The organism is Mycolicibacterium doricum (assembly GCF_010728155.1).
In the GTDB taxonomy this organism is placed as follows: Bacteria; Actinomycetota; Actinomycetes; order Mycobacteriales; family Mycobacteriaceae; genus Mycobacterium; species Mycobacterium doricum.
Genome location: NZ_AP022605.1, coordinates 751,180 through 777,320 on the forward strand (window position 1 = coordinate 751,180; position 26,141 = coordinate 777,320).

The following is a 26,141-nucleotide window of genomic DNA, read 5'->3' on the forward strand; positions in this document are numbered from 1 at the left end:
TCTCACCCCTCGTCGGATTGGCCTGCCTTGTCGATGAACTCGGCGAGGACCTGGCTGACCAGCCCCTCGATGGTCGACTCGATCGACGTGGCCAGCGTCGCCGCGACCGACGCCACGGCCTGCGTGCGGAAGCGCACCAGCATCGTGATCAACTCGGCGATCTTGGTGTCATCCGGCAGTGACGCACCGGGTTTGATGATGTCCTGCACGTGCTCGGCACCCGCTTGCACGAGGATTTCGCCGATTTCGTCGACCAGCGGCGACACCGCGACATGGATGTCGATCAGCTTGTCGGCGGTCACGCCGTACTGACGGACCTCCCGGAAAGCCTCGAGCAGCCTCGGACGCATGACGGTCGCGGTGTCCCCGTCGACGCGGAGAAGGTTGAGCGCCAACATCCGGTCGAAGGCGCCTGCGTCGTCGATGAGCCGCCGGGCCTCAGGCAGCGGCATCGCCTCAGGTTTCTCGGTGGCCCATGTCCCGGCGATTGCGCTCTCCAGGCCGAGCACGTCCCCGAGGTTCTTGCCCTGTTCCCAGGCCGAGAGCATCTCGTGGACGTGGGCTATGTTGTAGCCGCGGTCGAGCATCGAGGTGATCAGCCGCAGGCGGGTGAGGTGGGTGTCGTTGAACAACGCGACCCGGCCGACCCGCAGCGGCGGGTGCAGTAGGCCGCGGTCGCGGTAGACGCGGATGTTTCGGGTGGTCGTACCGCCCAGCCGGGCCAGGTCGTCGAGGCGGTACTCACCCGACGATGAACAGGCGTTGGGCTGGCGCACCGCCGCATCGAACAGCTGTGTCACGGCGTTCTCGATGACGTCGCGAGATCCCCGGCGGACACGCCGCGGCGCGCGCCGCAGGCTGCCGAGGATTGCCGAGATCCCGCCCGCCGGCTCACGCCCGGCGGGCGGCTGGGTCATGTCTGGATGCGGGCGCCGATACCGATGGGTGCCTCGTGGGCAACCGCGTGGTAATCGCCGAACCGGAAATCCCGCATCTGTCGAAGATACTGGGTGGCGAAACCCGGGTACATCGACGCGTTGAACCCGTCGGCGGTCAAGTACCAGCTGCGACAACCCGACATCCACGTCGTCCTGCCCAGCCGGCGCTGGAGGTGTTCGTTGTAGCGGCGTTGCACGTCGGCCCGAACGTCGAGATAGCGTAGGTTCTGCCTCAGCAATGTGGTGATGCCGCGCACTGCGTAGTCGAGTTGCCCCTCGACGTAGACGAGCAGCGAGTTGTGGCCCGGCCCCGAGTTCGGTCCCGTCATGAAGTACAGATTCGGGTAGCCGTGGGCGTTGATGCTCTTGTATGCCTGCGCACCGGCGGCCCAGTAGTCGGCCAACGAGCGCCCCCCGATACCGGTCACGGGGTATGGCGGCCCGGTGAGATGGACGTCGAAACCGGTGGCGAACACGATGCAATCCAGATGGTGTTCGATGCCGTCGCTGGTGCGGATGCCGACCGGGCTCATGGTCGCGATCGGCCAGTCGATCAGCTTGCAGTTGTCACGCTGCAGCGCTGGGTAGTAGTCGCTGGAGATCAGCATCCGCTTGCAGCCGGGTGTGAACTCCGGGGTGAGCTGGCGGCGCAGCCAAGGGTCGCGCACCTGGCGGCGCAGGTGCGCCTTACCGAGCCGCGCGACCAACCCGGTCAGCGCGGTGTCCCAGACCAGTGCGGTGGCACTGAGCTCGTGGCCCCAGAACAGCGCCTGTCGCGCCAGTTGCTGCGCTGCAGGCACTTTCGCGAACAGCATCTGCGCGGTCTCGGGCACCGCCACGTCGAGTCGGGGCAACACCCAGCCGGGTGTGCGTTGGAACACCTTGACGAAGCCGGCCTTCTCGACGAGTTCCGGGACAATCTGCACCGCGCTGGCGCCGGTACCGATCACCCCGACTCGCTTGCCGGTGAAGTCGTAGTCATGATCCCACCGGGCGCTGTGGATCTTGTGTCCCCGGTAGGTTTCCAGGCCGCGGATGTCGGGCCACTTGTGGTCGGGCAGGGGCCCGGACGCCAGCACGACAGTGCGCGCCTGGAACTGCCGGCGTCCCGTCGTCGTCACGGTCCACACACCGGTCGGCTCGTCGAAGGCCAGCCCGTTGACCTCCACTCCGAACCGGATTCGACGGCGTACGCCGAACTCGTCGACCATGTCCTCGATGTGCCTGCAGATCTCCTCGGCCGGGGAGTAGGCCCACGACCACGACGGATTGCGGACGAACGAGAACGAGTACACAGCGACGGAATGTCGCAGGCCGCACCGGGATAGGTGTTGTCGCGCCACGTGCCGCCGACCCGGTCGGAGCGCTCGAGGATGACGACGTCGTCGACACCGGCCTGGGCCAGCTTGATTGCAGCACCGATTCCGGTGAATCCGGCGCCGACGATCAGGGTGTCGTGTATTGGTCCCATCTCAGGCCGCCGGCTCGTAGGTGAGTTCCTTGAACCACGACGGGATCGGCCGCAACAGCGATCGCGGGTACCGGTCGGAGGCCCACACCATCGGATTGGCCAGCCAGTGGTACGGATGGCGCGGGTTGACAACCCACCGCCCGTGCAACTTGAGCAATTGGTACGTCGGCACCCGCCAGGTGTGTTCGGCTCGACCACCGAGCTCCTTGAAACGCATCATGGCTTTGTACAGCCGCTCGGGTTCCAGGCCCATGTCCACGATGTTGTTGCGCATCCGATTCAGCAGCGGGACGTACATGATCGCGCCGATGACAAGACCCGGGCTGGCGAAGCTGCCGACGAAGTCGATCGCCAGTTTCCGCGCCTTGGCGTGGCCGATCATGTTCAACACCTCGAAATCCACCGCGATGTGGCGGGATTCGTCATTGTTGATCCTCTCGAACACCTGGTGGCAGACTGGGTCGTGGACCTCGTCGAGGAGGAATTTCAGTAGCGCGCCGTCGAGGGCGACCTCCAGCATCGGGATGACCGTGCCGAGCACCGGCAGCGACATGTCATCGGAGTAACGGTCGAGCCACTCGATGGCCAGGCGGATGTTGACGTTGGGTTCGGGGGTCTCGCCGTCGTCGAGCATTCCCCAGCGCTTCATCAGCGCCAGTTCGGCATTCGCGTGCCGCTGCTCCTCGGCGTGGAAGTACCGGTATATCTCCGCCAGCGCCGGTGTCGGGGCTTTCTTCGCCAGCGCCGCGAACCCGCGGGCACCGACGTTCTCGATCCAGCACAGGTCGGCCATGAAGGCCTTGAGCTTGGGCCGGAACTCGTCGCTGATCGTCTCGGCACCCGGTGCGTCCCAGTCGATGTCGGCCAGCGCCCACTGCCGGTCCTTGATCTTCTCCAGCATGGCGTCCATGTCGATGGCCATCAGGTCAACCCCTTCTTGTGTGAGAACGATTGCGCGGGTGTAGAGCTGTGGCGCGAATCTTTTGGCGTACCAGCCGAAGCGGGCGTCGAGTTGGGGCATGCAGTACAGGTCGCCGCGGTCATGGGTATCGACGGTCACGGGTATCGAGACACATTCGGGCGACACGCTGGGCCTGATCGGGCGGCAGTATCGCGCTGATGTGCCGGAGGGTCAGCGAGCCAACGGTCGCGGCGGTGCGGGAGCGCAGGAAGCCCTGCGCCGGCAGCGTTGCCATGTCAGGAGTGCACCAACAAATGGTGACATTTGTCAGTGTCACATTTGTCAGTGTCAACAGTCGCTGCCGTCAGTCCCGTGAGGACCTCGATCGCTTGACGCTGACGCTTGACGCTTGTCGGCGGGCCGGTGTTTACTCACCATGTCGAACGTCAGTTCGAAAAACGGGTGTTCCAGGTGATGTTGGAGGTGCTGTTGTGATAGCTGCGACCAACCTCGGTCTGGCTCATCGTACCCGAGCTGAGCAGGTCGAACACCTGCGCAAACAGATGGCCGCGGTGGCGGGCAAGGTCGGGTCGAGCAGACGGGGCCCAACCCCGGCCGTCGATTCCACACCGGTGGCGGAAAGTTTGCTACCTCTGCCTGAATCGCTGGCTGGGCAGCTGCCGAGGTCGTTGCCGCGCGGGACGGTGGCGGTGCTTTCAGGAGCCCGGTCCCTGCCGCTGGGCATGGTCGCGGCGACGACGGCGGCCGGTGGCCACGCGGCCATCGTCGGCCAGCCGGATGCCGGTCTGCTGGCTGCCGTGGAAATGGGCGCGGACCTCAACAGGGTGGCCGTCATCCCGGACCCGGGCGGTGATCCGGTGGAGGTGGCGGCGGTCCTGATGGACGGGATGGATCTGGTGGTGCTCGGGCTGGGCGGGCGGGCGGTGCCCGCGGGCCGGGCCCGTGCGGTGACGGCCCGGGCGCGGCAGAAGGGATGCACCCTGCTGGTCACGAACGGTGACTGGCCCGGGGCGACAGCCCGGCTGGAGGCCCGGGTGTGTGGTTTCGAGGTGGCTGGCGCAGGCTCGTCTGGTGCGCCGACGCCGGGGTGTGGACGGATCAGCCGGGTGCGGCTGGCAATGCGGGCGAGAGGCCGGGGTCACGGCCCTGCCTATGCGGTCGGTGAGTAGCGTGGCCGTCTCCCGGGTGCTGGCCGTCTGGTGCATGGACTGGCCCGCGGTCGCCGCCGCTGCGGCGGCGAGGCTTCCTCCGACGTCGCCGGTCGCGGTCACGTTGGCCAACCGGGTCATCGCGTGTTCGGCATCCGCGCGTGCCGCGGGGGTGCGGCGGGGGCTGCGACGCCGGGAGTCACAGGCCCGGTGCCCAGACCTGCACGTCGCCGCGGCGGATCCGGCCCGCGATGCCCGCCACTTCGAGAACGTCACGGCGGCGGTCGACGACCTGGTGCCGCGCGCCGAGGTGCTGCGGCCGGGGCTGCTCGTGATGGCGGTACGCGGGGCGGCGCGGTACTTCGGCTCCGAGCAGGCTGCCGCCGAGCGACTGGTCGACGCGGTCGCCGCGGCCGGGGTGGAATGTCAGGTCGGTATCGCCGATCAGCTGCCCACCGCGGTGTTCGCTGCGCGGGCAGGCCGTATCGTGGCGCCTGGTGAGGACGCCGGCTTCCTGTCCGCGCTGTCGATCCGCCAGCTCGCCACCGAGCCGAGCCTGGCCGCCCCCGGTCGCGAGGACCTCGCAGACCTATTGTGGCGCATGGGTGTTCGCACTGTCGGCCAGTTCGCCGCGCTGTCCCGGACGGATGTGGCCTCCCGTTTCGGGGCGGACGCCGTCGCCGCGCACCGGTTCGCCAGGGGAGAGCCGGCCCGCGGTCCGTCGGGGCGGGAACCGCCGGCAGAGCTCGATGCGGTGTGCAACTGCGACCCACCGATCGACCGGGTGGACGCCGCGGCGTTCGCCGGCCGGTCGCTGGCCGGAGAACTGCACCGCAGCCTCGAGGCGGCTGGGGTGGGCTGCACCCGGCTGGCGATCCACGCCGTCACCGAGGACGGCAAGGAGCTGGAACGGGTCTGGCGGTGCGCTGAACCGCTGACCGAAGATGCCACCGCCGACCGGGTGCGCTGGCAACTCGACGGCTGGCTGAACCGGCGCAACCCCAACGACCGGCCCACCGCGCCGATCACCGTGTTGCGGTTGCGGCCGGTCGAGGTCATCTCGGCCAAAGCGTTGCAGTTGCCGCTGTGGGGGCCCCCGGGGGGGATGGCCGACTCTGCCGCCGCCCGCCGGGTGCTGGTGCGTGTCCAGGGCCTACTCGGACCCGAAGCGGTGCAGGTCCCGGTGCTCAGCGGTGGACGCGGTCCGGCTGAGCGGATCACCTTCACCGCCTTCGGAGATGAGCCGGTGCCGCAAGCCGATCCGCACCAACCGTGGCCCGGGCGGCTGCCCGAACCGTCGCCCGCGGTGCTGCGCGATGATCCGGTGGAGGTGCTCGACGCCGAGGGCAACCCGGTGCGGGTGACCCACCGCGGACTGTTCTCCGGACCGCCGGCGCGGCTCGACGGCGGTGGATACTGCGGTGACCTGGCCTGGTGGGCGGGTCCGTGGCCGGTCGACGAACGATGGTGGGATCCCGATCGCGCCAAGGGGCGTACGGCCAGGGTGCAGGTACTGCTCGACGGGAGTATGGGACAGGCGGCGTTGCTGCTGTGTTACCGGCAGCGCCGTTGGTACGTGGAGGGCGCCTATGAGTGAAGTTTTCCAGTTGTGCTCAATTTGATTGCAAGCCACTCCTCACCTATCCGCAGTACCTGGTGCTGCTGCCGTTGTGGAAACAGGGTCACCGTGACGGTCGGTCGACGTCACGGTGACCGTCACCGACGACTGAGGTCATCCCAGCCGGCGGGCGAACAGACCCACCCGGGCGATGAACCTCTCGAAGAAGACATTCGCGTCGACGCCGATGCCGACCAGCGCATTCGACGGGCGGCCCCACCGCCCGCTCCAGTCCGCGATCGTCATTCCGCGGGTCAGCGTGCCGGTCAGCTCGACGGCGACCGTCGTGGGCCGGCACTCGACCAGGTCGGGGTCGAGCGCGACGGCGGCGGCCAGCGGATCGTGCAGGTGAGCGAGGTAGCCCTCCCCCTGGTAGAAGTGGAACTCGAAATAGAACCGCAGCGCATCCTCGAGTACGCGGATCAGCGGGTTGGCGGCCGCCGAACGGGTGCCCGGGTCGTCGAGCACGCTCATCGGCGAGCTCGGCGACTGCGCAGCGGCACCCAATCTGGTCAGCAGCGTCGGCGTCAACGCGATGTGCTCGGTCAGGTTGAGGCCCAGCACGGTCGGCGGCGTCAAACCTGAGCCGCTCCATGCGGTGAACACCTCGGCAGCGGCCTCCGGGTCGACGCTGACATTCCACTCCGCCACCGCGGTCGTGTTGCCCCGGTAGTCGAACGCGCCACCCATGATCACCAACCGGCGGAGCAGGGTCGGCAGCGCCGGCTCCGCGCGCAGCGCCAGCGCCAGATTGGTCAGCGGTCCGACCGCGATCCCCACCAACTCCCCGGGATGAGCTCGTGCAGCGCGCACCCACGCCTCGGCGGCGTCGTACGTGGTGACCGTCGAACCGCTCGACGGCATGCGCGCATAACCCAACCCCTCCGGGCCGTGGGTGTCCTCCGCGGTGCGCAACGCCGATGCGATCGGGCCGTCGGCGCCACGAGACACCGGAATGCCCCGCACTCCGCACAGCTCGAGCAGACCGAGGGTGTTGCGGCAGACCTGATCCACACCGACGTTGCCCGCGGTGGCGGCGATTCCGACCAGGGCGGCGTCGGGGCTGGCAAGCAGGTACACCAGCGCCATCGCATCGTCGACCCCGGTGTCCACATCGGCGAAAACCGGTATCGCCGCCGAAGACCCGCTGCCCTGGGTGGTCACGGGCAGAGGATACGCCCGCCCCCGTCACTCCCTCGCGGAGCGGGCGTAGCTCTCGACACAGCTCAGTGCCGCCAACTGGTCGGCGGTCAGGCCGGCCAACCCGAACTGGGCGGCCGCGAGCGCCGCCGTCGCCGCGTCCGTCAGTGTCCGCCCCTCTTCGGTAATGCTGACCAGCGTCGCCCGGCGGTCGGTCGGGTGGGCGCGGCGCACGACCAGATCGCGTTCGGCGAGCCGCTCGGTGGCGGTGCTCACCGTGGTGGCGTGCACGAACAGTTCCCTGGCCACCGCCCCGAGCAGGCAGGTGCCCGTCTCGGTGGACTCCAGCTGCTTGAGGATCTGGAAATCGATCAGCCGCAGCGCGAAGCCGTACTTGAGTTCCTGGTCGACGACTGCTGTCATCGACCGGCAGAGCAACAGCACCGAGCGCATCGCCTGCCAGCCCGCGGGTTCGGCCATGCCTATTCGTTATCCAGAATTCCGCCGTTCAACCGGAAAGACAGTGTCCGATTCACACCGAGAAGTGTCCGATTCACACCCAGAAGTGTCCGATTCACACCGAGAAGGGAGTGTCCATGCCGACCTGGCATTCACCACCGAGAGCAGCCACCACATCGACCGGACGGGTCCGGCGCCCGACTCGTCATCGAGGGCGGCACCGCGCAGTATCGACCTTGATTTCGTCAAGCGCCGGTGAAAACCGCCTCCGATTGACAGGATTGAAATCCGCGGCGTTCCCCGGACGTGCGAGATGGGCGGTGGTTCGGTCATGAGGTTGGTCGTCGGTTATCTCGCCACCCCCGGCGGCGCAGACGCACTCGCACTGGGAATCCGCCTGGCCCGGACGCTCGGCGCGGAACTCGACGTCTGCATCATGCTGTCCGACCGGGCGTTGCCGGCCATGGTTCCCACCGGTGAGAACGACGATCTGCTGGGCAGTCAGGCCGAGAAGTGGCTGGCCGACGCCATGGCCTCGGTGCCCACCGACGTGTCGGTGCACAGCCACATCGTGTACACCGACTCCACCGCCGACGGACTCATCACCGAAGCGGCCCGGCTCGCCGCCGACGCGATCGTGGTGGGCGGATCGGGCGGTGGCCTGGCCGGGAGCTACTCGCTCGGGTCGGTGGTCAACCAGCTACTGCACTCGGCGCCAATGCCGGTGGCGGTGGCACCGCGCGGCATGCGCGACTCACCGGTCCAGCGTGTCCGGGAAGTGTCGTGCGCGATCGGCCGCCGTGAAGGCACGGATCTGCTGCTCGAGCACGCGGTGCGGTTCAGCTCGGCGGCGGGCACACCGCTGCGGCTGATCTCCCTCGTGGCGCTCGATCCGACGTTCGACGTGCTGCGCGGCGACGTCGACGCGGTGCGGCACCAGGCGCGCGACCACGCCGCCCAGACCCTGGAAGCGGCGCGACGCGCTTTGCCGGCGAACATCCCGGTGACCTCCACAATCGTCGACGGACGCGGCGTCGAGGACGCGGTCGGTAAGCTGGACTGGCACGACGGCGACCTCATCATGGTGGGCTCCAGCCGGTTGAGTGCGCCGCGGCGGCTGTTCCTCGGCTCGACGGCTGCGAAGATGCTGCGCGTCCTGCACGTGCCGATGGTGGTCATCCCGCGTGAGCAATTCACCCCCGAAGACCTGCCCTAGCCGCGCAGGCCGTGATCGCCGTGTTCGTGCAGCAGCCCGCCGGGCTGGCGTGTCGCACGGCGCTGTAGAACTGCTCGTCGAAGCAGGGCTGGTCCTCGCCTTCGTCTTTCCGAGCACTACACCAATCGAATGTACGTTCGATACACTGGAGTGGTGAGCTGGTTCAACGGGCCCCCGAGCTGGTCGGAGATGGAGCGGGTGCTGAACGGCAAGCCCCGCCGCGCCGGCGAGTCCCTGGGCGAACCTCCCGGCGACGGCGGGGACAGCCCGGCGTGGTCGCGCAAACGCGGCGCCTACCAGGCGCCGAAGGTGCCTCGGTCGGGCGGCGTGGTGCCGTACGCCGAACTCCACGCCCACTCGGCGTACAGCTTCCTCGACGGCGCCGGTACTCCGGAGGAGCTTGTCGAGGAGGCCGCCCACCTGGACCTGCAGGCCATCGCGTTGACCGACCACGACGGGCTCTACGGAGTCGTCCGGTTCGCCGAGGCGGCCAAGGAACTCGGCATGCGCACGGTGTTCGGCGCTGAGCTGTCGCTGGGCAACACCGCCCGCACCGAGGTGCCCGATCCACCCGGACCTCACCTGCTGGTGCTGGCCCGCGGTCCGGAGGGATACCGCCGGCTGTCGCGCGAGATCGCCAAGGCACACCTCGCCGGGGGCGAGAAGGGCAAGCCCCGCTACGACTACGACGGGCTCACCGAGGCCGCGGGCGGTCACTGGCACATCCTCACCGGCTGCCGCAAAGGCCATGTTCGGCAAGCGCTCTCAGAGGGCGGGCCGGAGGCGGCCGAGAAAGCCCTCGCCGATCTGGTGGACCGGTTCGGTAGCGACCGGGTCAGCGTCGAGCTGACCCACCACGGCAATCCCCTTGACGACGAACGCAACGCGGCGCTCACCGAACTGGCACCGCGCTTCGGCCTGAACGTGATCGCCACCACAGCAGCGCATTTCGCCGAACCGTCACGTGGACGGCTGGCGATGGCGATGGGGGCGATCCGGGCCCGCCGCTCGATCGACGAGGCGGCCGGCTACCTCGCTCCACTCGGTGGTTCCCATCTGCGCTCGGGAGAGGAGATGGCCAGGCTGTTCGCACACTGCCCGCAGGCCGTCACCGCCGCCGCCGACCTGGGGGAGCAATGCGCGTTCGGGCTGGCTCTGATCGCCCCGAAACTGCCGCCGTTCGACGTGCCGCCCGGCCACACCGAGGACAGCTGGCTGCGGCACCTGGTGATGCTCGGTGCCCGCAATCGCTACGGCCCTCCGGAGCGGGCGCCGCAGGCCTACGCCCAGATCGAGCACGAACTCCGGATCATCGAGAAGCTCACCTTCCCCGGGTATTTCCTCGTCGTCCACGACATCACCCGGTTCTGCAAGGAGAACGGCATCCTCGTCCAGGGCCGCGGCTCGGCGGCCAACTCCGCGGTGTGCTATGCGCTGGGGGTGACCAACGTCGACCCGGTCGCCAACGAGCTGCTGTTCGAACGGTTCCTGTCCCCGGCCCGCGACGGTCCGCCCGACATCGACATCGACATCGAATCCGATCTACGCGAGAAGGCGATCCAGTACGTCTACGACCGGTACGGCCGTGACTACGCCGCCCAGGTCGCCAACGTCATCACCTACCGCGGTCGCAGCGCCATCCGCGACATGGCCCGTGCCCTCGGCTTCTCCCAAGGGCAGCAGGATGCCTGGAGCAAGCAGCTCAGTAAGTGGAACGGGCTGGCCGACTCACCGGACATCGAGGGCATCCCCGAACCGGTGGTGGATCTGGCGTTGCAGATCTCGAATCTACCGCGACATATGGGTATCCACTCGGGTGGCATGGTGGTCTGCGACCGGCCGATCGCCGACGTGTGCCCCGTCGAATGGGCCCGCATGGCCAACCGCAGCGTGCTGCAGTGGGACAAGGACGACTGCGCGGCCATCGGTCTGGTGAAGTTCGACATGCTCGGGCTCGGCATGCTCTCTGCGCTGCACTACTGCATCGACCTGGTGCGCGAACACCAGGGCCTCGACGTCGACCTGGCCAAACTCGACCTGTCCGAAGGGGCGGTCTACGAGATGCTGCAGCGCGCCGATTCGGTCGGCGTGTTCCAGGTGGAGTCCCGGGCGCAGATGGCCACGCTGCCGCGCCTGAAGCCACGGGTGTTCTACGACCTGGTGGTCGAGGTCGCGCTGATCCGGCCGGGGCCGATCCAGGGTGGTTCGGTCCACCCGTACATCAAGCGGCGCAACGGGGAAGAGGTTGTCACCTACGACCACCCGTCCATGGAGAATGCGCTACGCAAGACGCTGGGTGTGCCGCTGTTTCAGGAACAGTTGATGCAACTCGCCGTCGACTGCGCCGGGTTCACCGCCGCCGAGGCCGACCAACTGCGCCGCGCCATGGGGTCGAAGCGTTCGACGGAGAAAATGCGACGGCTCCGGGGCCGGTTCTACGACGGTATGCGCCAACGGCACGGCATCACCGGCGAGGTGGCCGACCGGATCTACGACAAGCTGGAAGCCTTCGCGAATTTCGGCTTCCCGGAAAGTCATTCGCTGTCCTTCGCGTCGTTGGTGTTCTACTCTTCGTGGTTCAAGCTGCACCACCCTGCGGCATTCTGTGCCGCGCTGCTGCGCGCGCAGCCGATGGGGTTCTACTCCCCGCAGTCACTGGTGGCCGACGCGCGCAGACACGGCGTCACCGTGCGCGGCCCGGATGTCAATGCCAGCCTCGCGCACGCCACGCTGGAGAATGCGGGGACCGACGTGCGGCTCGGGCTCGGCGCCGTCCGCCACACCGGTGACGAGCTCGCCGAGCGCATCGTCGAGGAACGCAAAGCCAACGGCCCCTTCGCAAGCCTGCTGGACCTCACCGGCCGGGTGCAGTTGTCGGTACCGCAGACCGAGGCGCTGGCCACCGCGGGGGCGCTGGGTTGTTTCGGCGTCACCCGCCGCGAGGGGCTGTGGGCGGCCGGAGCGGCGGCCGCCGAACGGCCGGACCGGCTGCCCGGCGTCGGGTCGGCCGGGCAGATCCCGGCGCTGCCCGGCATGAGCGAGCTCGAACTGGCCGCCGCCGACGTGTGGGCCACCGGGGTGTCCCCGGACAGCTACCCCACGCAGTTCCTGCGCGAGGATCTCGACGCGATGGGCGTCGTGCCCGCGGCCCGGCTGCTCGAGGTACCCGACGGCACCCGGGTACTGGTGGCCGGGGCGGTGACACACCGGCAGCGTCCGGCCACCGCGCAGGGCGTGACGTTCCTCAACCTCGAAGACGAGACGGGGATGGTCAACGTGGTGTGCTCACCGCAACTCTGGTCGCGGCAGCGCCGCCTGGCGCAGACCGCGCCGGCGATGGTCATCCGCGGCATCGTGCAGAACGCGACCGGTGCGGTCACCGTCGTCGCCGACCGGCTGGGCAGGTTGGATATGCGGGTGGGTTCCAAGTCGCGCGATTTCAGGTAGCGCGGCGGACCCCTGCTTTCAGGCGTGGGGGTGAGCGCGTCAAGTTCCTGCTTTGGGTGGCCACTGCGCGGGTACGGTTCCGGCGTGTTGAAACATTAGATGGTTGATCGCTGTCTAATGTTGTCGGGTGTCGGGTGTCGGGTGTCGGGTGTCGGGTGTCGGGTGTGGGTGTTACGTTGCGGACGAACGCGAATATCGCGTTCCGGTGCGCCTATCACGTCGTCTGGTGCCCGAAATACAGACGCAAGGTGATCGGCGGGCGGATGGAGCAGCGGCTCAAGGACATCATCGTCGAGGTGATCGAGGAGAAGGGGGCATGGTTGATCGAGATGGAGACCATGCCTGAGCACGTGCATCTGCTGGTGGAGGTCGACCCGCAGTTGGGGGTTCACAAGCTGGTGAAGGCCATCAAGGGCAGGTCCTCGCGGCTGCTGCGGCAGGAGTTCCCGTGGCTGAAATCGCGGTTGCCGACATTGTGGACGAACTCGTATTTCGTGGCGACGGTGGGTGGGGCACCGTTGTCGGTGATCAACCGCTACGTCGAGTCGCAGAAGGATCGTTGAGATCGTGGTGACGGGGCGGCGGTTTCGGGTGGAGTTCACCGACGCGCAGGCGGTGTTCGCCGAGCAGATCGGGGCAGTGTGTCGGGCGGTGTGGAACACCGGGTTGGAGCAGCGCGGTGAATACCGCCGGCGCGGGGCGTGGATGAACTACGGGCCCCAGGCCAAAGAGTTGGCCGAAGCCAAGACGGAGCATTCGTGGCTCAGAGACGTTTCGGGGCACTGCCTGCAGCAGACACTGATGGATCTGGATAAGGCGTGCCGTGAGCACGGGACGTTTCGGGTGCATTGGCGTGCGGGTCGGCGGTGGGCGCCGTCGTTCCGGTTCCCCGAGGGCAACAAGATGGTGGTGGAGAAGCTCAGCTGCAAACATGCGCGGGTGAAGCTGCCCAAGCTTGGGTGGGTGAAATTCCGGGCGTCACGCAGCCTGCAGGGGGAAACCGTCCGCTCGACCACCCTGTCGTGGGACGGTGCGCACTGGTTCGTGTCGTTGCTCGTCGACGACGGGATCGCGGCCCCGGCAGAGCACGCCGCCCCGGGGACCGCGGTGGGGGTGGATCGTGGTGTGGTGGTGGCCACCAGCGACGGTGAGCTGGCTGACCGGGAGTTCGTCACGACCGGTGAACGCCGCCGCATGGTAGCGCTGCAACGCAAGTTGTCCCGCGCGGCCAAGGGGTCGGCAAACCGCACCAAGACCCGGCGGGCTCTGGCGAAGTTGCGGGCCGCTGAGCGGCACCGCCGCCAGGATTTCTGCGTCCAGACCGCGCACCGCCTGGCCCAGTCGAACGCAGTCGTGGTGCTCGAAGATCTCAAGACCCGCAACATGACGCGCCGTGCTGCTCGGGTCGAAGATCCCGGCAACGCCGGGGCGTTCCTGCCGAACGGCGCGTCGAGTAAATCAGGTTTGAATCGGGCTGTACTGGGGAAAGGATGGTATTCGGTTCGAGCAACCGTTGATGTCTGTGTCGCGTTATGCCGGGACACAGGTGTCAAGGTTCCGGCGGCCTTCACGTCGCAACGGTGTCCGGTGTGTGGGCATGTTGACCCGAAGTCCCGTGAGAGCCAAGCGGTGTTTCGGTGCACAAACTGCGCACGGGCCCGTACACGCTGATGTGAACGCCGCCAAGAATGTATTGGCCGCAGGGCTTGCGGTCACCGCCTGCCGAGAAACCACAGCGCCTGCGGGTGTTGCGGTGACGTCGACGCAGGAACCAGCAGGAAACCGCGAGGAATTACTGCTCCAACCCGTCTAACAGGTTGGAATCCCCCGGCTTTCAGCCGTGGGGAGGAACGTCAATTCAGGTAACGGTGAGCGCGCTCTCACACAGCCGGCGTCGGTAGCCTCCAGGTATGCCTCTCAACCTGTCTGTCGACGAACTGCTCACCACCACTCGCTCGGTGCGCAAGCGGCTGGACCTGGAGAAGCCGGTGCCGCGCGAGGTAATCATGGAGTGTCTCGACCTCGCGTTGCAGGCGCCGACGGGTTCCAACGCCCAGGGCTGGCAGTGGGTGTTCGTCGAGGACGCCGGTAAGAAGAAGGCGCTCGCCGACATCTATCGCCTCAACGCGAACGCCTATCTGGACCAGCCGAAACCCAAGTACGACGATGTACGCGGCGAGCGCATGGAACTGGTCGGCGACTCCGCGCGCTACCTCGCCGATCACTTCCACGAGGTACCGGTGCTGATGATCCCCTGCCTGGAGGGCCGGCCGGACGGCGCGCCCGCCGGCATGTCGGCCTCGTTCTGGGGTTCGCTGCTGCCGGCGGCGTGGAGCTTCATGCTGGCGTTGCGCTCCCGCGGTCTCGGCTCGGCGTGGACGACGCTGCACCTGCTGAACGACGGCGAGAAGCAGGCCGCCGAACTGCTCGGCATCCCGTTCGACAGGTACAGCCAGGCGGGGTTGTTCCCGATCGCCTACACCAAGGGCACCGACTTCAAGAAGGCCAAGCGGCTCCCCGCCGAGCAGCTCACCCACTGGGACAGCTGGTGAGTTCCTCACCCGGTGAGCTACACCGATCCGGTCTCCGATGTCGCCGCCGGGGCGGCTCCGGGGTCTGATGTCGCCGCCGGGGCGGCTCCGGGGTCTGATGTCGCCGCCGGGGCGGCTCCGGCGAACCCGTGCTGGCGCCACGCCTCATAGACCGCCACAGCCGCGGCGTTCGACAGGTTCAACGACCGCCGGCCGGCCAGCATCGGGATCCGCACCTGCGCGGTGATGTGCGGATCGGCCAGCGTCTCGGCGTCCAGGCCGGTGGGCTCCGGTCCGAACATCAGCACGTCACCCGGCTGGTAGGCGACCTCGGCGAACGACACGGTCGCGTGCGCGGTGAACGCGTAGACCGACGCGGGCAGCACCGCATCCCATGTGGCGGGGAGATCGTCGTGCACGGTGACGGACGCGAGATCGTGGTAGTCCAGGCCGGCCCGGCGCAACTTGGGCTCGGACAGATCGAAACCCAGCGGCCGCACCAGATGCAGTTCGCATCCACTGCCCGCCACCATGCGGATAGCGTTGCCGGTGTTGGGCGCGATCCGGGGTGAATGAAACATCACCTTGAACACGGCGATAATGCTCGCATGGCCGAAACTAGTATCTGGATGCAGAAGGTCGCGGCCGATCCCGGTCACTCGCAGTGGTACATCGAGCGGTTCCGGGCGATGGCGCGCGCCGGTGACGATCTGGTCGGCGAGGCCCGGCTCATCGACGCGATGGCGCCGCGCGGCGCCCACATCCTCGACGCCGGCTGCGGCCCTGGCCGGGTCGGCGGATATCTGGCCGCGGCCGGTCACCGGGTGGTCGGGGTCGACGTCGACCCAGCGTTGATCGAGGCCGCCGAGCAGGACCACCCCGGACCGCGCTGGCTCGTCGGCGACCTCGCCGAACTCGACCTGCCCGCCCGCGGCATCACCGAACCGTTCGACCTGATCGTGTCGGCCGGAAACGTCATGACCTTCCTCGCCCCGAGCACCCGGACCCAGGTTCTGCGCCGGTTGCGCGCCCACCTCGCCGGTGACGGACGGGCGGTGATCGGTTTCGGCGCAGGCCGCGACTACCCGTTCGACGAATTTTTGACGGATTCAGCGGATGCCGGCTTCGCCCGCGATCTGCTGCTGTCCACCTGGGATGTCCGGCCCTTCACCGAGGACTCCGACTTCCTTGTGGCGGTCCTGCGGCCCGCGTAGTTACTCTTTGCTCGGTCACCACACGGACGCGCATCGGTCTGGTCACGAACTCTGTCTGTTCAGTAAGAACTGTGGAAACCCCAGCTGGCGGCTGTCATACTCGTCGAATTGCCAGGCGTACCAGGCGCGATCCCGCGTCCCGGCAACAGGGTCGAAACAGCAGGGCACCTCCATGAATCACGCTTCAGTATTGACCCCATCCTGGGCCCGTCGGGCGGTCCAGCGCCGATGACTGGGCCGCCCAAACGGCCGTCCTGGTGGTCGCCGGCGAACTGGCCGGTGCGTTGGAAAGTGCTCGCGATCGTGCTCGTCCCGTTGATCCTGGCCGGCGTGCTCGGCGGCTCCCGCATCGCGGGGAATCTGCAGCAGGCCGGTGAACTGCGCCTGGCTGCCGAGCGGGCGCAACTCATCCCGGACATCAACGACTACATGGCCGCCATGGAGAACGTCGTCGTCGCCGCGACCGGGGGGCGCGAGACGCAGTCCGTGCTCGCCGGGTACGACGCCGCCAAGGCGGCGCTGGGTCAACAGCTCACGGACGCCGACGTCGTTTCCGACGTGCGGTTGGCGGTGAACACCCTGCTCGACCAAGGGCAAGATCTGATCGACGAGGCCACGGCGAACTCGGTCGACCTGCGCCAACGGGTGTTCGGCTACGGTCCGCTGCTGTTGACCGCCGAGACCGCCATCACGGGTTCAGCCCGCGGCGCCGAGCAGCACGTGCAGCTGTGTGCCGAGGCCCTGTCGTGGGCGGTCGGTGCCCGAGGTCAGATGGCGATGCAGAACATGCTCGTCACGCGCGGTGGTGACGTTCCCGAACCGGAATTGCGCGCCGCGATGATCACCGTGGCCGGTGCGGAGCCGTCGACCGTATCGGGGATGGCCGAACTGCTGGGCGAGGCCTCCGAGGAGGCCAACACCCTGCGCGGCGAGATGTTCGAACGCATGTCGACGATGTCCGACCCGGCGGCGATACTGCCGGGCAACCCCGAACTGCTGCAGTCGCAGGCCGTGACCGCCGGCATCGCGGACACCATGATCGCCGACACCACCGACGCCATCCCCGCCGCGGTGACCAGCGCCGCGGACGCCCAGCGGTCGGCCGCGTTCCGCGACGCGGTGCTGATCCTGCTGGCGTTCGCCGCCGCTGTCGTTCTCGTGCTGCTGGTCGCACGTTCCCTGGTGCGGCCGTTGCGCCGACTTCGCGACAGCGCCCTCAAGGTCGCCCACGAGGATCTGCCCAAGGAGCTCGACCGGGTCCGTGCCGGCACCGACCCCGGCCCCGTCAGCTCGATCCCGGTCTACACCACCGAGGAGATCGGCCAGGTCGCCCATGCCGTCGACGAACTGCACGAGCAGGCGGTGCAACTGGCAGGTGAGCAGTCTCGCTTGCAGTTGCAGATCAGCGACATGTTCCAGACGCTGTCACGGCGCAGCCGCTCGCTGGTGGACCAGCAGCTGTCGCTGATCGACCGGCTGGAACGCGACGAGGACGACCCGCAACGCCTCAAGAGCCTGTTCCGACTCGACCACCTCGCCGCCCGGATGCGGCGCAACGGTGCCAACCTGCTGGTGCTCTCCGGCGCGTCGATCGCGCGAGATCAGGCCGAGCCGGTCCCGGTCGCGACGATCATCAATGCCGCCGCCTCCCAGGTGGAGGACTACACCCGCGTGGTGACGGCCGGCGTGCCCGACAGCCGAATCGTCGGCGCCGCCGCCGGTGACCTCGTGCACCTGCTCGCCGAACTGCTCGACAACGCGCTGCGGTATTCACCGCCGATCTCCCAGGTGCGGGTGTCGGCCATGCACCACGGCAACGGAGGCCTCGTCGTCGAGGTAAGCGACAACGGTCTCGGAATGGCTGAGGCCGACCTGCGGATGGCCAATGCGCGCCTGCAGTCCGGCGGTGAAGTCACCCCGTACACCGCCCGCCACATGGGTCTGTTCGTGGTGGGCCGGCTCGCCGCCCAGCACGGCTTCGCGGTACGACTCCGCAGCACCGTCGTCGAGGAACCCGACTCCGGGACCACCGCAGGGGTGTACGTGCCCGCCCAGCTGCTCGCACACACCGCTGTCACGGCCCAGACTTCCGTGCCGTCGGCCGAACCGTATGCCGCCGCCGAGCCGGCGTCGCAGGCCCCGGTCGACAGCTCACGTCACCACCGACCCCTCCCCGCGCCCACGAACACGTCCGCCTTCTTCGCCTCGCGCGCGCAGGCGGCCGCCAACGGCGCACACGAGCGCCCAGAACCCGAACCCGATCTCGCACCCGGACCGTCGGCCAAGGCCACCGCCGGCACCGACGACGCGATCTACCAGTCGATGCTCTCGGAGTGGCTGATCGACCCGACCGAACTCGGCAAGAGCACCGACCTCGACTGGAAGTCGGTGTGGGACTACGGATGGTCGGCGGCCGCGGCGGCGGACGAGGCCGCGGTGCGGGAACGCACCGACGAAGGACTGCCCGTGCGCGAGCCAGGGGCGCGGCTCGTTCCCGGTAGCGGCGGCCGGCGCAGGTCCGGTCCGGCGGGTGGAGCACACCGCAACGACGACACCGAGGAGCAGGTAGCATCGGCGGCCGAAGCCGATGCCCCGCCGCGACGCGATCCGGAGGCCATCCGGGCCAGCATGAGCCGCCACTTCGGTGGCGTGCACGCCGGCCGCGCCCACTCCCGAGATGTCAGAGGAACAGAACCCCAATGACCTACCCGCCACGTTCGTTGCAGCGCGAATCGCTCGACTGGTTGGTCTCCCGATTCGCCGGCGAAGTGTCCGGGGTCTCCCACGCGGTGCTGGTGTCCGCCGACGGTCTGCTGATGGCCGCCAGTGAGCACATGCCGGTCGAGCGGGCCGATCAACTCGCCGCCGTCGCCTCCGGACTGGCGAGCCTGTCCACCGGCGCCGCACAGCTGTTCGACGGCGGGTATGTGCTGCAGTCGGTCGTCGAGATGGAGAACGGATACCTGCTGCTGATGCGGGTCGGCGACGGCTCCAATCTGGCGACGCTGGCCGCCCGGTCCTGCGACATCGGGCAGATCGGCTACGAGATGGCGATCCTCGTCGAGCGGGTGGGAACGGTCGTCCAGTCGCAGCGGCGAACTCCTCAGCAGTCGTGAGTGCGCCGTGGACGAACCCGGATCCGCCGCCCGACCCAGCCTGGTACGCCCGTACACGCTGACCGCCGGGCGCACCGATTCCCGCGTGCACCTGCCGCTGGAAGCGCCCATCGAGACGCTCGAGTCGGTTCGGCCGCCGCGCTGGCCGGCCGGTGACGTGCGCGGTGACATCCTGGGGCTGTGTGCGCAGCGGCCGTCTGTGGCGGAGATCGCCGCACGTTTGTCCGTGCCGCTCGGCGTGGCGCGTGTGCTTGTGGGGGACCTCGTGACGCAAGGTTATCTACGGGTGCACGTCACCCTCGACCAATCGTCGACCTCCGACGAACGCCGCGAACTCATAGGAAGGACCCTGCGTGGCTTACGAGCACTCTGACAGGCAGCGCTCGAGCGCGACGAAGATCGTCGTCTCCGGCGGATTCGGCGCCGGGAAGACGACGTTCGTGGGCGCGGTGTCGGAGATCATGCCGCTGCGCACCGAGGCCCTGGTGACCAACGCCTCGGCGGGCGTAGACGGCCTTGACGGGACCCCCGACAAGCGCACCACCACCGTGGCGATGGACTTCGGCCGCATCACGCTGGCCGACGATCTGGTCCTGTACCTGTTCGGCACGCCGGGCCAGCGGCGGTTCTGGTTCATGTGGGACGACCTCGTGCGCGGCGCGATCGGCGCGATCGTCCTGGTCGACGTGCGCCGACTGCAGGACAGTTTCGCGGCGGTCGACTTTTTCGAGGCACGCAACGTGCCGTTCCTGGTCGCCATCAACGAGTTCGACGGCGCGCCCGTACATCCCCTCGATGCGGTGCGCAAGGCGCTGACGCTGCCCGAACACATCCCGGTCATCACCGTCGACGCCCGCGATCGCGATTCGGCCAAGGCCGCCCTCATCGCGATCACCGAATACTCACTCAACTGCCTTCCGGCACTGCCGGGCTGACGTGGCGCAGTGGACTGACGAGGAGTTCATCGACCGGGACTTCCGCGAAGAGGATCTGAGCCGGTTGGTCACCGAGCGGGTGGTGTTCGACGGATGTGACTTCAGCGGTGTCGACATGTCGGAGTCCCGGCACGTCGGCTCCGCTTTCCGTAACTGCACATTTCGGCGATCCTCCTTGCAGCACAGCACCTTTCGGCACTGCAGCATGCTGGGGTCAGTGTTCACCGAATGTCGGCTGCGACCGCTGACGCTGATCGAGGTGGACCTGACGCTCGCGGCGTTCGGCGGCTGCGATCTGCGGCGGGTCGACCTGTCGGACTGCCGTCTGCGCGAAGCCAACCTGGTCGGTACGGACCTGCGCGAGGCGGTGTTGCGGCGCGCCGACCTCCAGGGAGTCCGGGTCCAGAGCACGCGCCTGGAGGGCGCCGATCTGCGCGGCGCCCGGGTGGACCCCACGCTGTGGACGACCGCCGCGGTGCGCGGGGCGCGTATCGACGTCGACCAGGCGCTGGCATACGCCGCGGCGCACGGACTCGACGTCCACGGTGAATGACGTCTGACCGTGCACCGGATCCGGCCTTCCCGCCCCGGATAGGCGAGTACTGAGGCATCGAGGAGGTCTCCATGACCCGAGAGCTGTCCTCCGGCGCGTCACCGCACTCGCGCTGCGTGGTCACCGGATCGAGACGAGACTGTGCCGATGCCCCGTGACATCATGAGCCGCACCGTCGGCGCGGAACTCGAGATCGAGGTCACCGCGCCCACCACGCTGGAGTTCCAGATCGCGCTCGCCGCGCATCCCGGTGCCGACATCGCCGAGGCACTCACGTTCCGCCACGACGGCAGCCCCGTCGAGGCCGAGGAGATGATCGGCGAACACGGCACCCGCATCCACAAGTTCGCGGCCACGGAGGGAACGGTGACCGCGTCCTACCAGGCGACAATAAAGGGCGTCGCAGCGCCACCCGAGGTCCGCGAGATCGACCTGTCCACCTACCTGAGGCCGAGCCGATACGCCGAGGCTGACAAGTTCTTCGGTTTCGCCGCGACCGAGTTCGGCGGGCTCAGCCACTCGGAGGCGCTGCTGGAGCGGGTGTCGTCCTGGGTCGGAGCCCGCCTGGACTACGTTCCCGGGTCGAGCGATCCGATCGACGGCGCCGCCGACACGCTGCTGGCGGGCGCGGGCGTCTGCCGTGACTACGCCCACCTGGTCATCGCGATGCTGCGGGCGGTCAACGTCCCGGCCCGGCTGGTCTCCGTCTACGCGCCAGGGTGCAGCCCGATGGACTTCCACGCCGTCGCGGAGGCCTACATCGCCGGACACTGGAGGGTGGTCGACGCGACGTGTCTGGCGCCGCGACAGTCGATGGTGCGCATTGCGACCGGACGCGACGCCGCCGACACCGCGTTCCTCGACAACCACGACGGGTCGATCACTTTGCAGAAGATGACGGTCACCGCGGTGGTCGACGGCGAGCTGCCGCGCGACTCGGTTTCCGATCTCGTCACGTTGCGGTGACGCTCAGCCAGTGCATCCGCCCGTCGTCCGGGTGGTGTCGCGGTCGGTCGCCAGCGGGCTCAGCGCCAGGCCGGTGATGAAGGCGCTGAGGTGCCCGACCTCGGTGAACGTCGGTCGGACCATGGCGTTGGCCGCGAGGACGCCGACTGCGGCCGCCCGCACCCGGGCCCGGCGCCGCCGCGGCAGGTATGCCGAAAGCGTTCCCGCGACGCCCAGCAGGAAGTAGCTGACCCCGACGTCGTGGGCATCGGCCAGCCGTGGCGGCGCCTGTCGCGCGCGGATGGACCAGCGCAGGTATCCCTGCCCGAGATAGGTGCCGGTGAGGTGGGCGACGGTGCCGACCACCAGCCACCGGACCGTCCCGAGGCGGCGTTCGGCCGGGGCGAGGACGGCCGCGAACGGCGGAACATACGGCCACCAACTTTTGCCGTCGAGCCAGAACAGGCTCGCTGCCAGGACCCGCGTCGGCTCCTCCGACAGGTGGTTCAGATTGGTCGACTGGCTGCGCAGCAGTTGTGAGCGGGAACCGCCAGCGGCCCGCTGCACCCGCGTGGTGACCGCGAGGACGGCCAGCCACGTGAAGGTCGCCGGCGCGCCGGAAAGACAGCGTCCGACCACTCCCAAGGCACGTGCCACCTTGCGAATCTACCGGTCACATCAAGCGCTCCTGAGCCGGATCTTCCAGCGAACGAAGCCGACATATCCGATGCTCAGCGCGGCGAGCATGCCCATGTCGAACCACCACGCGGACCCGGTGTGCTGCCAGTGCGAATCCTTGGGTGTCAGCGGGCCGGGGACCAGCTTGATCAGGTCCACCGTCGACGCCGATGCGGCGAAGCCCCAGCGCGCCGGCGTGAACCAGGACAGCTGGTCGAGCACCAGCCGGTCGGTGACCGGGATCATGCCGCCGGAAAACACCAGCTGGCTCATCACGGCGACGACCAGGAGCGGCATGATCTGCTCGCTCGACTTCGCCAGCGCCGACAGCGCCAGGCCGACCATCGCGGCGGTGACCGTCGTCGCCGCCATCACCACGAACAATTCGGCCGTCGGGCTCAGGAAGGTCAGCGCCCCCTGCGTGGGTGCGCCCTTACCCGCAATGGTGATCGCCGTGACGATCGACGACTGCAGGATCGCGAAAACCGCGTAGATGCACACCTTGGCGAGCAGATACGCCGTGGTGGACAGACCGACGGCCTGTTCGCGCCGGAAGATGGCCCGCTCACCGATCAGGTCGCGGACCGTCAGCGCGGTACCCATGAAGATCGCCCCGACGTTCAGCAGCACCAGGAGCTGGCCTGGTTCGTTCGGCGCGTCGCCCATCGGGTTGGGTACGCCGAATCCGACGGTGCCGGGCACCGACAGGGACAGCACACCCATGATGAACGGCAGCACGGCCAGGAAGACGAAGTAGCCCCGGTCGGAGATGATCAGCCGCATCTGGCGGCGGGCGATGGTCGAGAACTGCCGTGGCAGGCTGGTCTTCGACGGTTCGCCGAGGTTGCTGGGCTCCTCCTCGGTGGCGAGCTGCGCCGGCGGCGGCCCGTTCACCGCGAGAAACCTCTGGTGGGCGCCCTGGGGATCGCCGGCCACGGAGCTGAAGATGTCGGCCCAGTTGGTGGTTCCCATCGACGGGCCGATCTCGCTGGGCCGGCCGAAGAACGCCGTCTTGCCGCCCGGGGCCAGCAGCAGCACCTGATCGCAGACGTCGAGATAGGTCAGCGAGTGTGTGACCACAAGGACGACGCGGCCCGCGTCGGCCAGCTGCCGCAGCATGGTCATGACCTGGCGGTCCAGCGCGGGGTCCAGGCCCGACGTCGGCTCGTCGAGGATCAGCAGCGACGGGCCCGTCAGCAGCTCCAGCGCGACCGAAGCGCGCTTACGCTGGCCGCCGGACAGCTTGTCCACCCGGGTCTCGAGGTGCTTGGTCATCTCGAGTTCCTCGAGAACCTGCATGACCACCTGTTCGCGGTCGTCCTTGGTGGTGTCCGGTGGTAGCCGCAATTCGGCGGCGTACATCAGCGCCTGTTTGACGGTCAGCTGACCGTGCACCACGTCGTCCTGGGGCACCATGCCGATCCGGGAGCGCAGCGAGGCGTACTCGGCGTGGATGTTGTGGCCCTCGAACGTCACCGATCCCGCGGTGGGATGGGTGTAGCCGGCGACCAGACGCGCGAACGTCGACTTACCCGCGCCGGACGGACCGATGACGGCGGTCAGCGTGCCGGGGCGCGCGGTCAGCGAGATGTTGTCCAGCAGCGTCTTGTTGTTCTCGATCGTCCAGGTGACACCGCGCACGTCGAGGCCGCCGGTGGCGGTGGCGGCGGCGGTCTCCGTCCGGCGGGCCAGCGTGCCACCGCCGAACACCAGGTCGATGTTGCCGATGGTGACCACGTCGCCGTCGCGCAGCAGTGCCGATTCGACGCGGGCGCCGTTGACGAAGGTGCCGTTGATGCTGCGGGCGTCGATGATCTCGGTGCCGCCCGCCGCCGGGACCAGCGAGGCGTGGTGGCGGGATGCCAGGACGTCAGGGATGACGATGTCGTTGTCGCTGGCGCGGCCGATCTTCACGGCTCCGGGCGGTGACTCCGGCGCCCGGCCCGGCCGCAGAATCTTGAGCATGCTCGTGGCGAGGTTGCCGCCGTCACCGGCGCGCGGGGCCGCCGTCGGGCCCATCCGGGTGACGGGTTCCAGCTCGGCGTGGTCGGACATCGGTGGCGACACCGCGGCGCCGGCGGCCGGCGGGCGCGTGTGCGGTTGCGGCCAGGTCGGGTAGTGCGGCTGCGGCCGCGACATCGGGGGGGCCGGAGGCGGCGCCGACGGCGACCACCCGCCGGTGGCGGCCCGCGCGACCGGCACGGCGGTGGTCTGCGGCGGCCGACCTGCCGACCCCCGGTGGCGGCCGACCTCGAAGGTCAGCTGCGGACCGTCGGGGTTGCCGATGTTGAGGCTCTGCCCGTCGCGGATGTCGACGGCGGGTACGCGCCTGCCGTTGACAAACATGCCGTTGAGGCTGCCGTTGTCGATGGCGACCCACCGGCCCTGGTCGAAGCGCAGCACCAGATGGGCGCGGGAGATCAGGGGGTGGGCGATACGTACGTCGGCCCGCAGATCGCGGCCGATGACAACGTCGTTGCCAGCGGCGAACGTGCGGGTGGATCCCTCGTACCGAACGGTCAGCGCAGGTGGGGACGGTCGGCTCATCGGGACCAACTGTATAGGTAGGGCAGGCGATCCAGGCTGATCATCACCTCGCGTCGGCGAGGCTGGGTACCGCGGCCGCCGGATAACGGTCGCCGGGGTCCCACACGTCCCACGTCTGCACGCCCCAGAAGACGGCGAACTCGACGATCAGGGCCACCTCGACGAGGAAGACGCCGAATTCCACGTCGGCCGGCACCAGTACGGTTGCCACGGCGACCGTCGCGAGCATGAGCGTGGCCATGGCCGCGTAGAAGCGGGCGCGCCGGTTCCGGTCGGCGGCGCGGGCGTAGCAGGCGTGGTAGACGGACACCAACACGATGCCGAGGAAGAAGGCGACCGCGGCGACGATGTGGGCCCGGTCGAGGAACCAGTCCCACAACGACAGCAGCGCACCGGCGATGACGATCGCGAACAACGCCTTCGGCAACCATGGCTCGACACGCATCAGCACCGCTGCGACGAGCTTCCACAGCGAGCCGGCCGACGCGCAGACGACGGGTTCGGCGGTGGGCACCGGCTGCGGTGCCCGCCACCGCTGCAACGCCAGGTACAGCGCGCACCCGGCGGCCGCGGCCGCGAACAGCGCGGTGATGTTGTTGGCGACCGCGCCGAACGGATCGGTCTCGGTCGGCAGCCACGGCCGGCACACTCCCTCGGCGTCGGTCGGGATCAACGCGACGACGAACGCCAGGAAACCGGAGAAGTTGAGCAACGTGTCCTCGCCGAGACGGCTGCCCTGATAGGCGATGAGGCAGACGCCGGCGGCGCACAGCGTAGCGACGAACACGGCGTGCGTGCGCGTGTAGTAGAACGCGCTGATCGAACTCTGTGGGCAGGTGTGTTGCCAGGTGAGGCCGACGGAGACCAGCAGGAAGACGACCAGCGCGACCAGACCCACCCGCACGTAGCGGTAGGTAGCCATGGCGTCGCCGGCCTCCTCCACTTCATCCACCCAGCACGGGCAGCGAACGCGGAGCGGCGGTCACCCCGCAGCGGGTATGGCCGTAGATCGTCGCCATGCAGTTGTTGCAATGCGTGCCCGCCGAGCGCACCGATCCGGGGACCGCCCCAGCCCTGATCCGGTTGATCAGGTCAAGTCCGGCGAACAGGGCGCGGCGCATCGCCTTGTCGATGCGGAAGTTGGCGACCGGCGTCGACGCCTCGAACGTCGGCTCCTTGATGATGCGGTTGCGCAGGGTCACTGCGCCGAGCTTGGCCGGGGTGAACACATCGGGCTCGGTGTCCATACCGGCAGCCTGCCAC

23 protein-coding genes and 4 pseudogenes are annotated in these 26,141 nt (G+C 68.5%); 14 read left to right on the forward strand and 13 right to left on the reverse strand.

Going from position 1 to position 26,141, the window contains the following annotated elements; all coding sequences use genetic code 11:
- Positions 1-2 precede the first annotated feature (2 nt).
- The 4 genes and pseudogenes from G6N07_RS03795 to G6N07_RS20880 form a co-directional block, all read right to left on the reverse strand.
- Complete coding sequence (locus G6N07_RS03795) at positions 3-917, reverse strand: MerR family transcriptional regulator (RefSeq protein WP_085192321.1); 915 nt, start codon at positions 915-917, stop codon at positions 3-5.
- A pseudogene (locus tag G6N07_RS03800) lies at positions 914-2,409 on the reverse strand (flavin-containing monooxygenase). Before G6N07_RS03800 ends, G6N07_RS03795 begins: the two are co-directional and overlap by 4 nt.
- 1 nt (position 2,410) lies before the next feature.
- Positions 2,411-3,331, reverse strand: coding sequence for a reductase (locus tag G6N07_RS03805; RefSeq protein WP_085192449.1), 921 nt, complete (start codon positions 3,329-3,331; stop codon positions 2,411-2,413).
- A gap of 30 nt (positions 3,332-3,361) precedes the next feature.
- Positions 3,362-3,469, reverse strand: a pseudogene (locus G6N07_RS20880) (SDR family NAD(P)-dependent oxidoreductase); the annotation flags it as partial.
- Positions 3,470-3,801: 332 nt separating this feature from the next.
- On the opposite strand from G6N07_RS20880, the gene G6N07_RS03810 reads away from it, so the two are divergent.
- A complete protein-coding gene (locus G6N07_RS03810; protein ID WP_085192320.1) occupies positions 3,802-4,500 on the forward strand; it encodes a DnaE2-dependent mutagenesis accessory factor ImuA' in 699 nt (232 codons plus the stop codon).
- Positions 4,484-6,076: a DNA polymerase Y family protein gene (locus G6N07_RS03815; protein WP_085192319.1), complete on the forward strand. Its 1,593-nt coding sequence runs from the start codon at positions 4,484-4,486 to the stop codon at positions 6,074-6,076. The genes G6N07_RS03810 and G6N07_RS03815 overlap by 17 nt, the downstream gene beginning before the upstream one ends.
- Before the next feature lie 135 nt (positions 6,077-6,211).
- Here the strand turns inward: G6N07_RS03815 and G6N07_RS03820 are convergent, their stop codons facing one another.
- Together G6N07_RS03820 and G6N07_RS03825 are read right to left on the reverse strand one after the other, a co-directional pair.
- Positions 6,212-7,186 (reverse strand): nucleoside hydrolase, encoded by a 975-nt coding sequence (locus G6N07_RS03820; RefSeq protein WP_235849919.1) that lies wholly within the window; start codon positions 7,184-7,186, stop codon positions 6,212-6,214.
- Between the two features lie 99 nt (positions 7,187-7,285).
- Positions 7,286-7,717, reverse strand: coding sequence for a MarR family winged helix-turn-helix transcriptional regulator (locus G6N07_RS03825; protein WP_085192317.1), 432 nt, complete (start codon positions 7,715-7,717; stop codon positions 7,286-7,288).
- Positions 7,718-8,027: 310 nt separating this feature from the next.
- On the opposite strand from G6N07_RS03825, the gene G6N07_RS03830 reads away from it, so the two are divergent.
- The 5 genes from G6N07_RS03830 to G6N07_RS03850 all read left to right on the forward strand — a co-directional run bounded on the left by G6N07_RS03830 (position 8,028) and on the right by G6N07_RS03850 (position 14,911).
- Positions 8,028-8,912 carry a universal stress protein gene (locus tag G6N07_RS03830; protein WP_085192448.1) on the forward strand — a complete coding sequence of 295 codons (885 nt, stop codon included), beginning with the start codon at positions 8,028-8,030 and terminating at the stop codon, positions 8,910-8,912.
- 153 nt (positions 8,913-9,065) lie between these two features.
- A complete protein-coding gene (locus G6N07_RS03835) occupies positions 9,066-12,359 on the forward strand; it encodes an error-prone DNA polymerase (RefSeq protein ID WP_085192447.1) in 3,294 nt (1,097 codons plus the stop codon).
- A gap of 164 nt (positions 12,360-12,523) precedes the next feature.
- Complete coding sequence (tnpA, locus tag G6N07_RS03840) at positions 12,524-12,922, forward strand: IS200/IS605 family transposase (protein ID WP_163784081.1); 399 nt, start codon at positions 12,524-12,526, stop codon at positions 12,920-12,922.
- A 4-nt stretch (positions 12,923-12,926) separates the two neighbouring features.
- Positions 12,927-14,030: an RNA-guided endonuclease InsQ/TnpB family protein gene (locus G6N07_RS03845; RefSeq protein ID WP_244949042.1), complete on the forward strand. Its 1,104-nt coding sequence runs from the start codon at positions 12,927-12,929 to the stop codon at positions 14,028-14,030.
- A 239-nt stretch (positions 14,031-14,269) separates the two neighbouring features.
- The gene (locus G6N07_RS03850; protein WP_085187558.1) at positions 14,270-14,911 is read left to right on the forward strand and encodes a nitroreductase family protein; all 642 of its coding nucleotides are present in this window, start codon (positions 14,270-14,272) and stop codon (positions 14,909-14,911) included.
- A gap of 17 nt (positions 14,912-14,928) precedes the next feature.
- Here G6N07_RS03850 and G6N07_RS03855 read toward each other — a convergent pair whose 3' ends face one another.
- A complete protein-coding gene (locus tag G6N07_RS03855) occupies positions 14,929-15,483 on the reverse strand; it encodes a tRNA (cytidine(34)-2'-O)-methyltransferase (RefSeq protein WP_085187555.1) in 555 nt (184 codons plus the stop codon).
- 15 nt (positions 15,484-15,498) lie between these two features.
- Here G6N07_RS03855 and G6N07_RS03860 point away from each other — a divergent pair, with 15 nt between their 5' ends.
- From G6N07_RS03860 to G6N07_RS03890, 7 genes are all read left to right on the forward strand, one after another.
- Positions 15,499-16,104 (forward strand): class I SAM-dependent methyltransferase, encoded by a 606-nt coding sequence (locus tag G6N07_RS03860; RefSeq protein ID WP_085187552.1) that lies wholly within the window; start codon positions 15,499-15,501, stop codon positions 16,102-16,104.
- Between the two features lie 228 nt (positions 16,105-16,332).
- Positions 16,333-18,807 carry a sensor histidine kinase gene (locus G6N07_RS03865; RefSeq protein ID WP_085187549.1) on the forward strand — a complete coding sequence of 825 codons (2,475 nt, stop codon included), beginning with the start codon at positions 16,333-16,335 and terminating at the stop codon, positions 18,805-18,807.
- Complete coding sequence (locus tag G6N07_RS03870) at positions 18,804-19,220, forward strand: roadblock/LC7 domain-containing protein (RefSeq protein ID WP_085187546.1); 417 nt, start codon at positions 18,804-18,806, stop codon at positions 19,218-19,220. Before G6N07_RS03865 ends, G6N07_RS03870 begins: the two co-directional genes overlap by 4 nt.
- 7 nt (positions 19,221-19,227) lie before the next feature.
- A complete protein-coding gene (locus G6N07_RS03875) occupies positions 19,228-19,593 on the forward strand; it encodes a DUF742 domain-containing protein (protein WP_085187544.1) in 366 nt (121 codons plus the stop codon).
- Positions 19,574-20,155, forward strand: coding sequence for a GTP-binding protein (locus G6N07_RS03880; RefSeq protein WP_085187542.1), 582 nt, complete (start codon positions 19,574-19,576; stop codon positions 20,153-20,155). Before G6N07_RS03875 ends, G6N07_RS03880 begins: the two co-directional genes overlap by 20 nt.
- A gap of 1 nt (position 20,156) precedes the next feature.
- Positions 20,157-20,708, forward strand: coding sequence for a pentapeptide repeat-containing protein (locus G6N07_RS03885; RefSeq protein WP_085187539.1), 552 nt, complete (start codon positions 20,157-20,159; stop codon positions 20,706-20,708).
- Between the two features lie 147 nt (positions 20,709-20,855).
- Positions 20,856-21,674, forward strand: coding sequence for a transglutaminase-like domain-containing protein (locus G6N07_RS03890; protein WP_085187536.1), 819 nt, complete (start codon positions 20,856-20,858; stop codon positions 21,672-21,674).
- Between the two features lie 3 nt (positions 21,675-21,677).
- Here G6N07_RS03890 and G6N07_RS03895 read toward each other — a convergent pair whose 3' ends face one another.
- The 6 genes and pseudogenes from G6N07_RS03895 to G6N07_RS20885 form a co-directional block, all read right to left on the reverse strand.
- Positions 21,678-22,310 carry a rhomboid-like protein gene (locus G6N07_RS03895; protein ID WP_085187533.1) on the reverse strand — a complete coding sequence of 211 codons (633 nt, stop codon included), beginning with the start codon at positions 22,308-22,310 and terminating at the stop codon, positions 21,678-21,680.
- Between the two features lie 21 nt (positions 22,311-22,331).
- A complete protein-coding gene (locus G6N07_RS21145; RefSeq protein WP_372507529.1) occupies positions 22,332-23,303 on the reverse strand; it encodes an ABC transporter permease in 972 nt (323 codons plus the stop codon).
- 99 nt (positions 23,304-23,402) lie between these two features.
- Positions 23,403-24,068: pseudogene (locus G6N07_RS21150) on the reverse strand (ABC transporter ATP-binding protein); the annotation flags it as partial.
- A pseudogene (locus G6N07_RS21155) lies at positions 24,048-24,878 on the reverse strand (FHA domain-containing protein); the annotation flags it as partial. The pseudogenes G6N07_RS21155 and G6N07_RS21150, both read right to left, overlap by 21 nt.
- A gap of 43 nt (positions 24,879-24,921) precedes the next feature.
- A complete protein-coding gene (locus G6N07_RS03905; RefSeq protein ID WP_085187527.1) occupies positions 24,922-25,821 on the reverse strand; it encodes a diphosphate--fructose-6-phosphate 1-phosphotransferase in 900 nt (299 codons plus the stop codon).
- 1 nt (position 25,822) lies between these two features.
- Complete coding sequence (locus G6N07_RS20885) at positions 25,823-26,125, reverse strand: hypothetical protein (RefSeq protein ID WP_085187524.1); 303 nt, start codon at positions 26,123-26,125, stop codon at positions 25,823-25,825.
- Between the last annotated feature and the right edge of the window lie 16 nt (positions 26,126-26,141).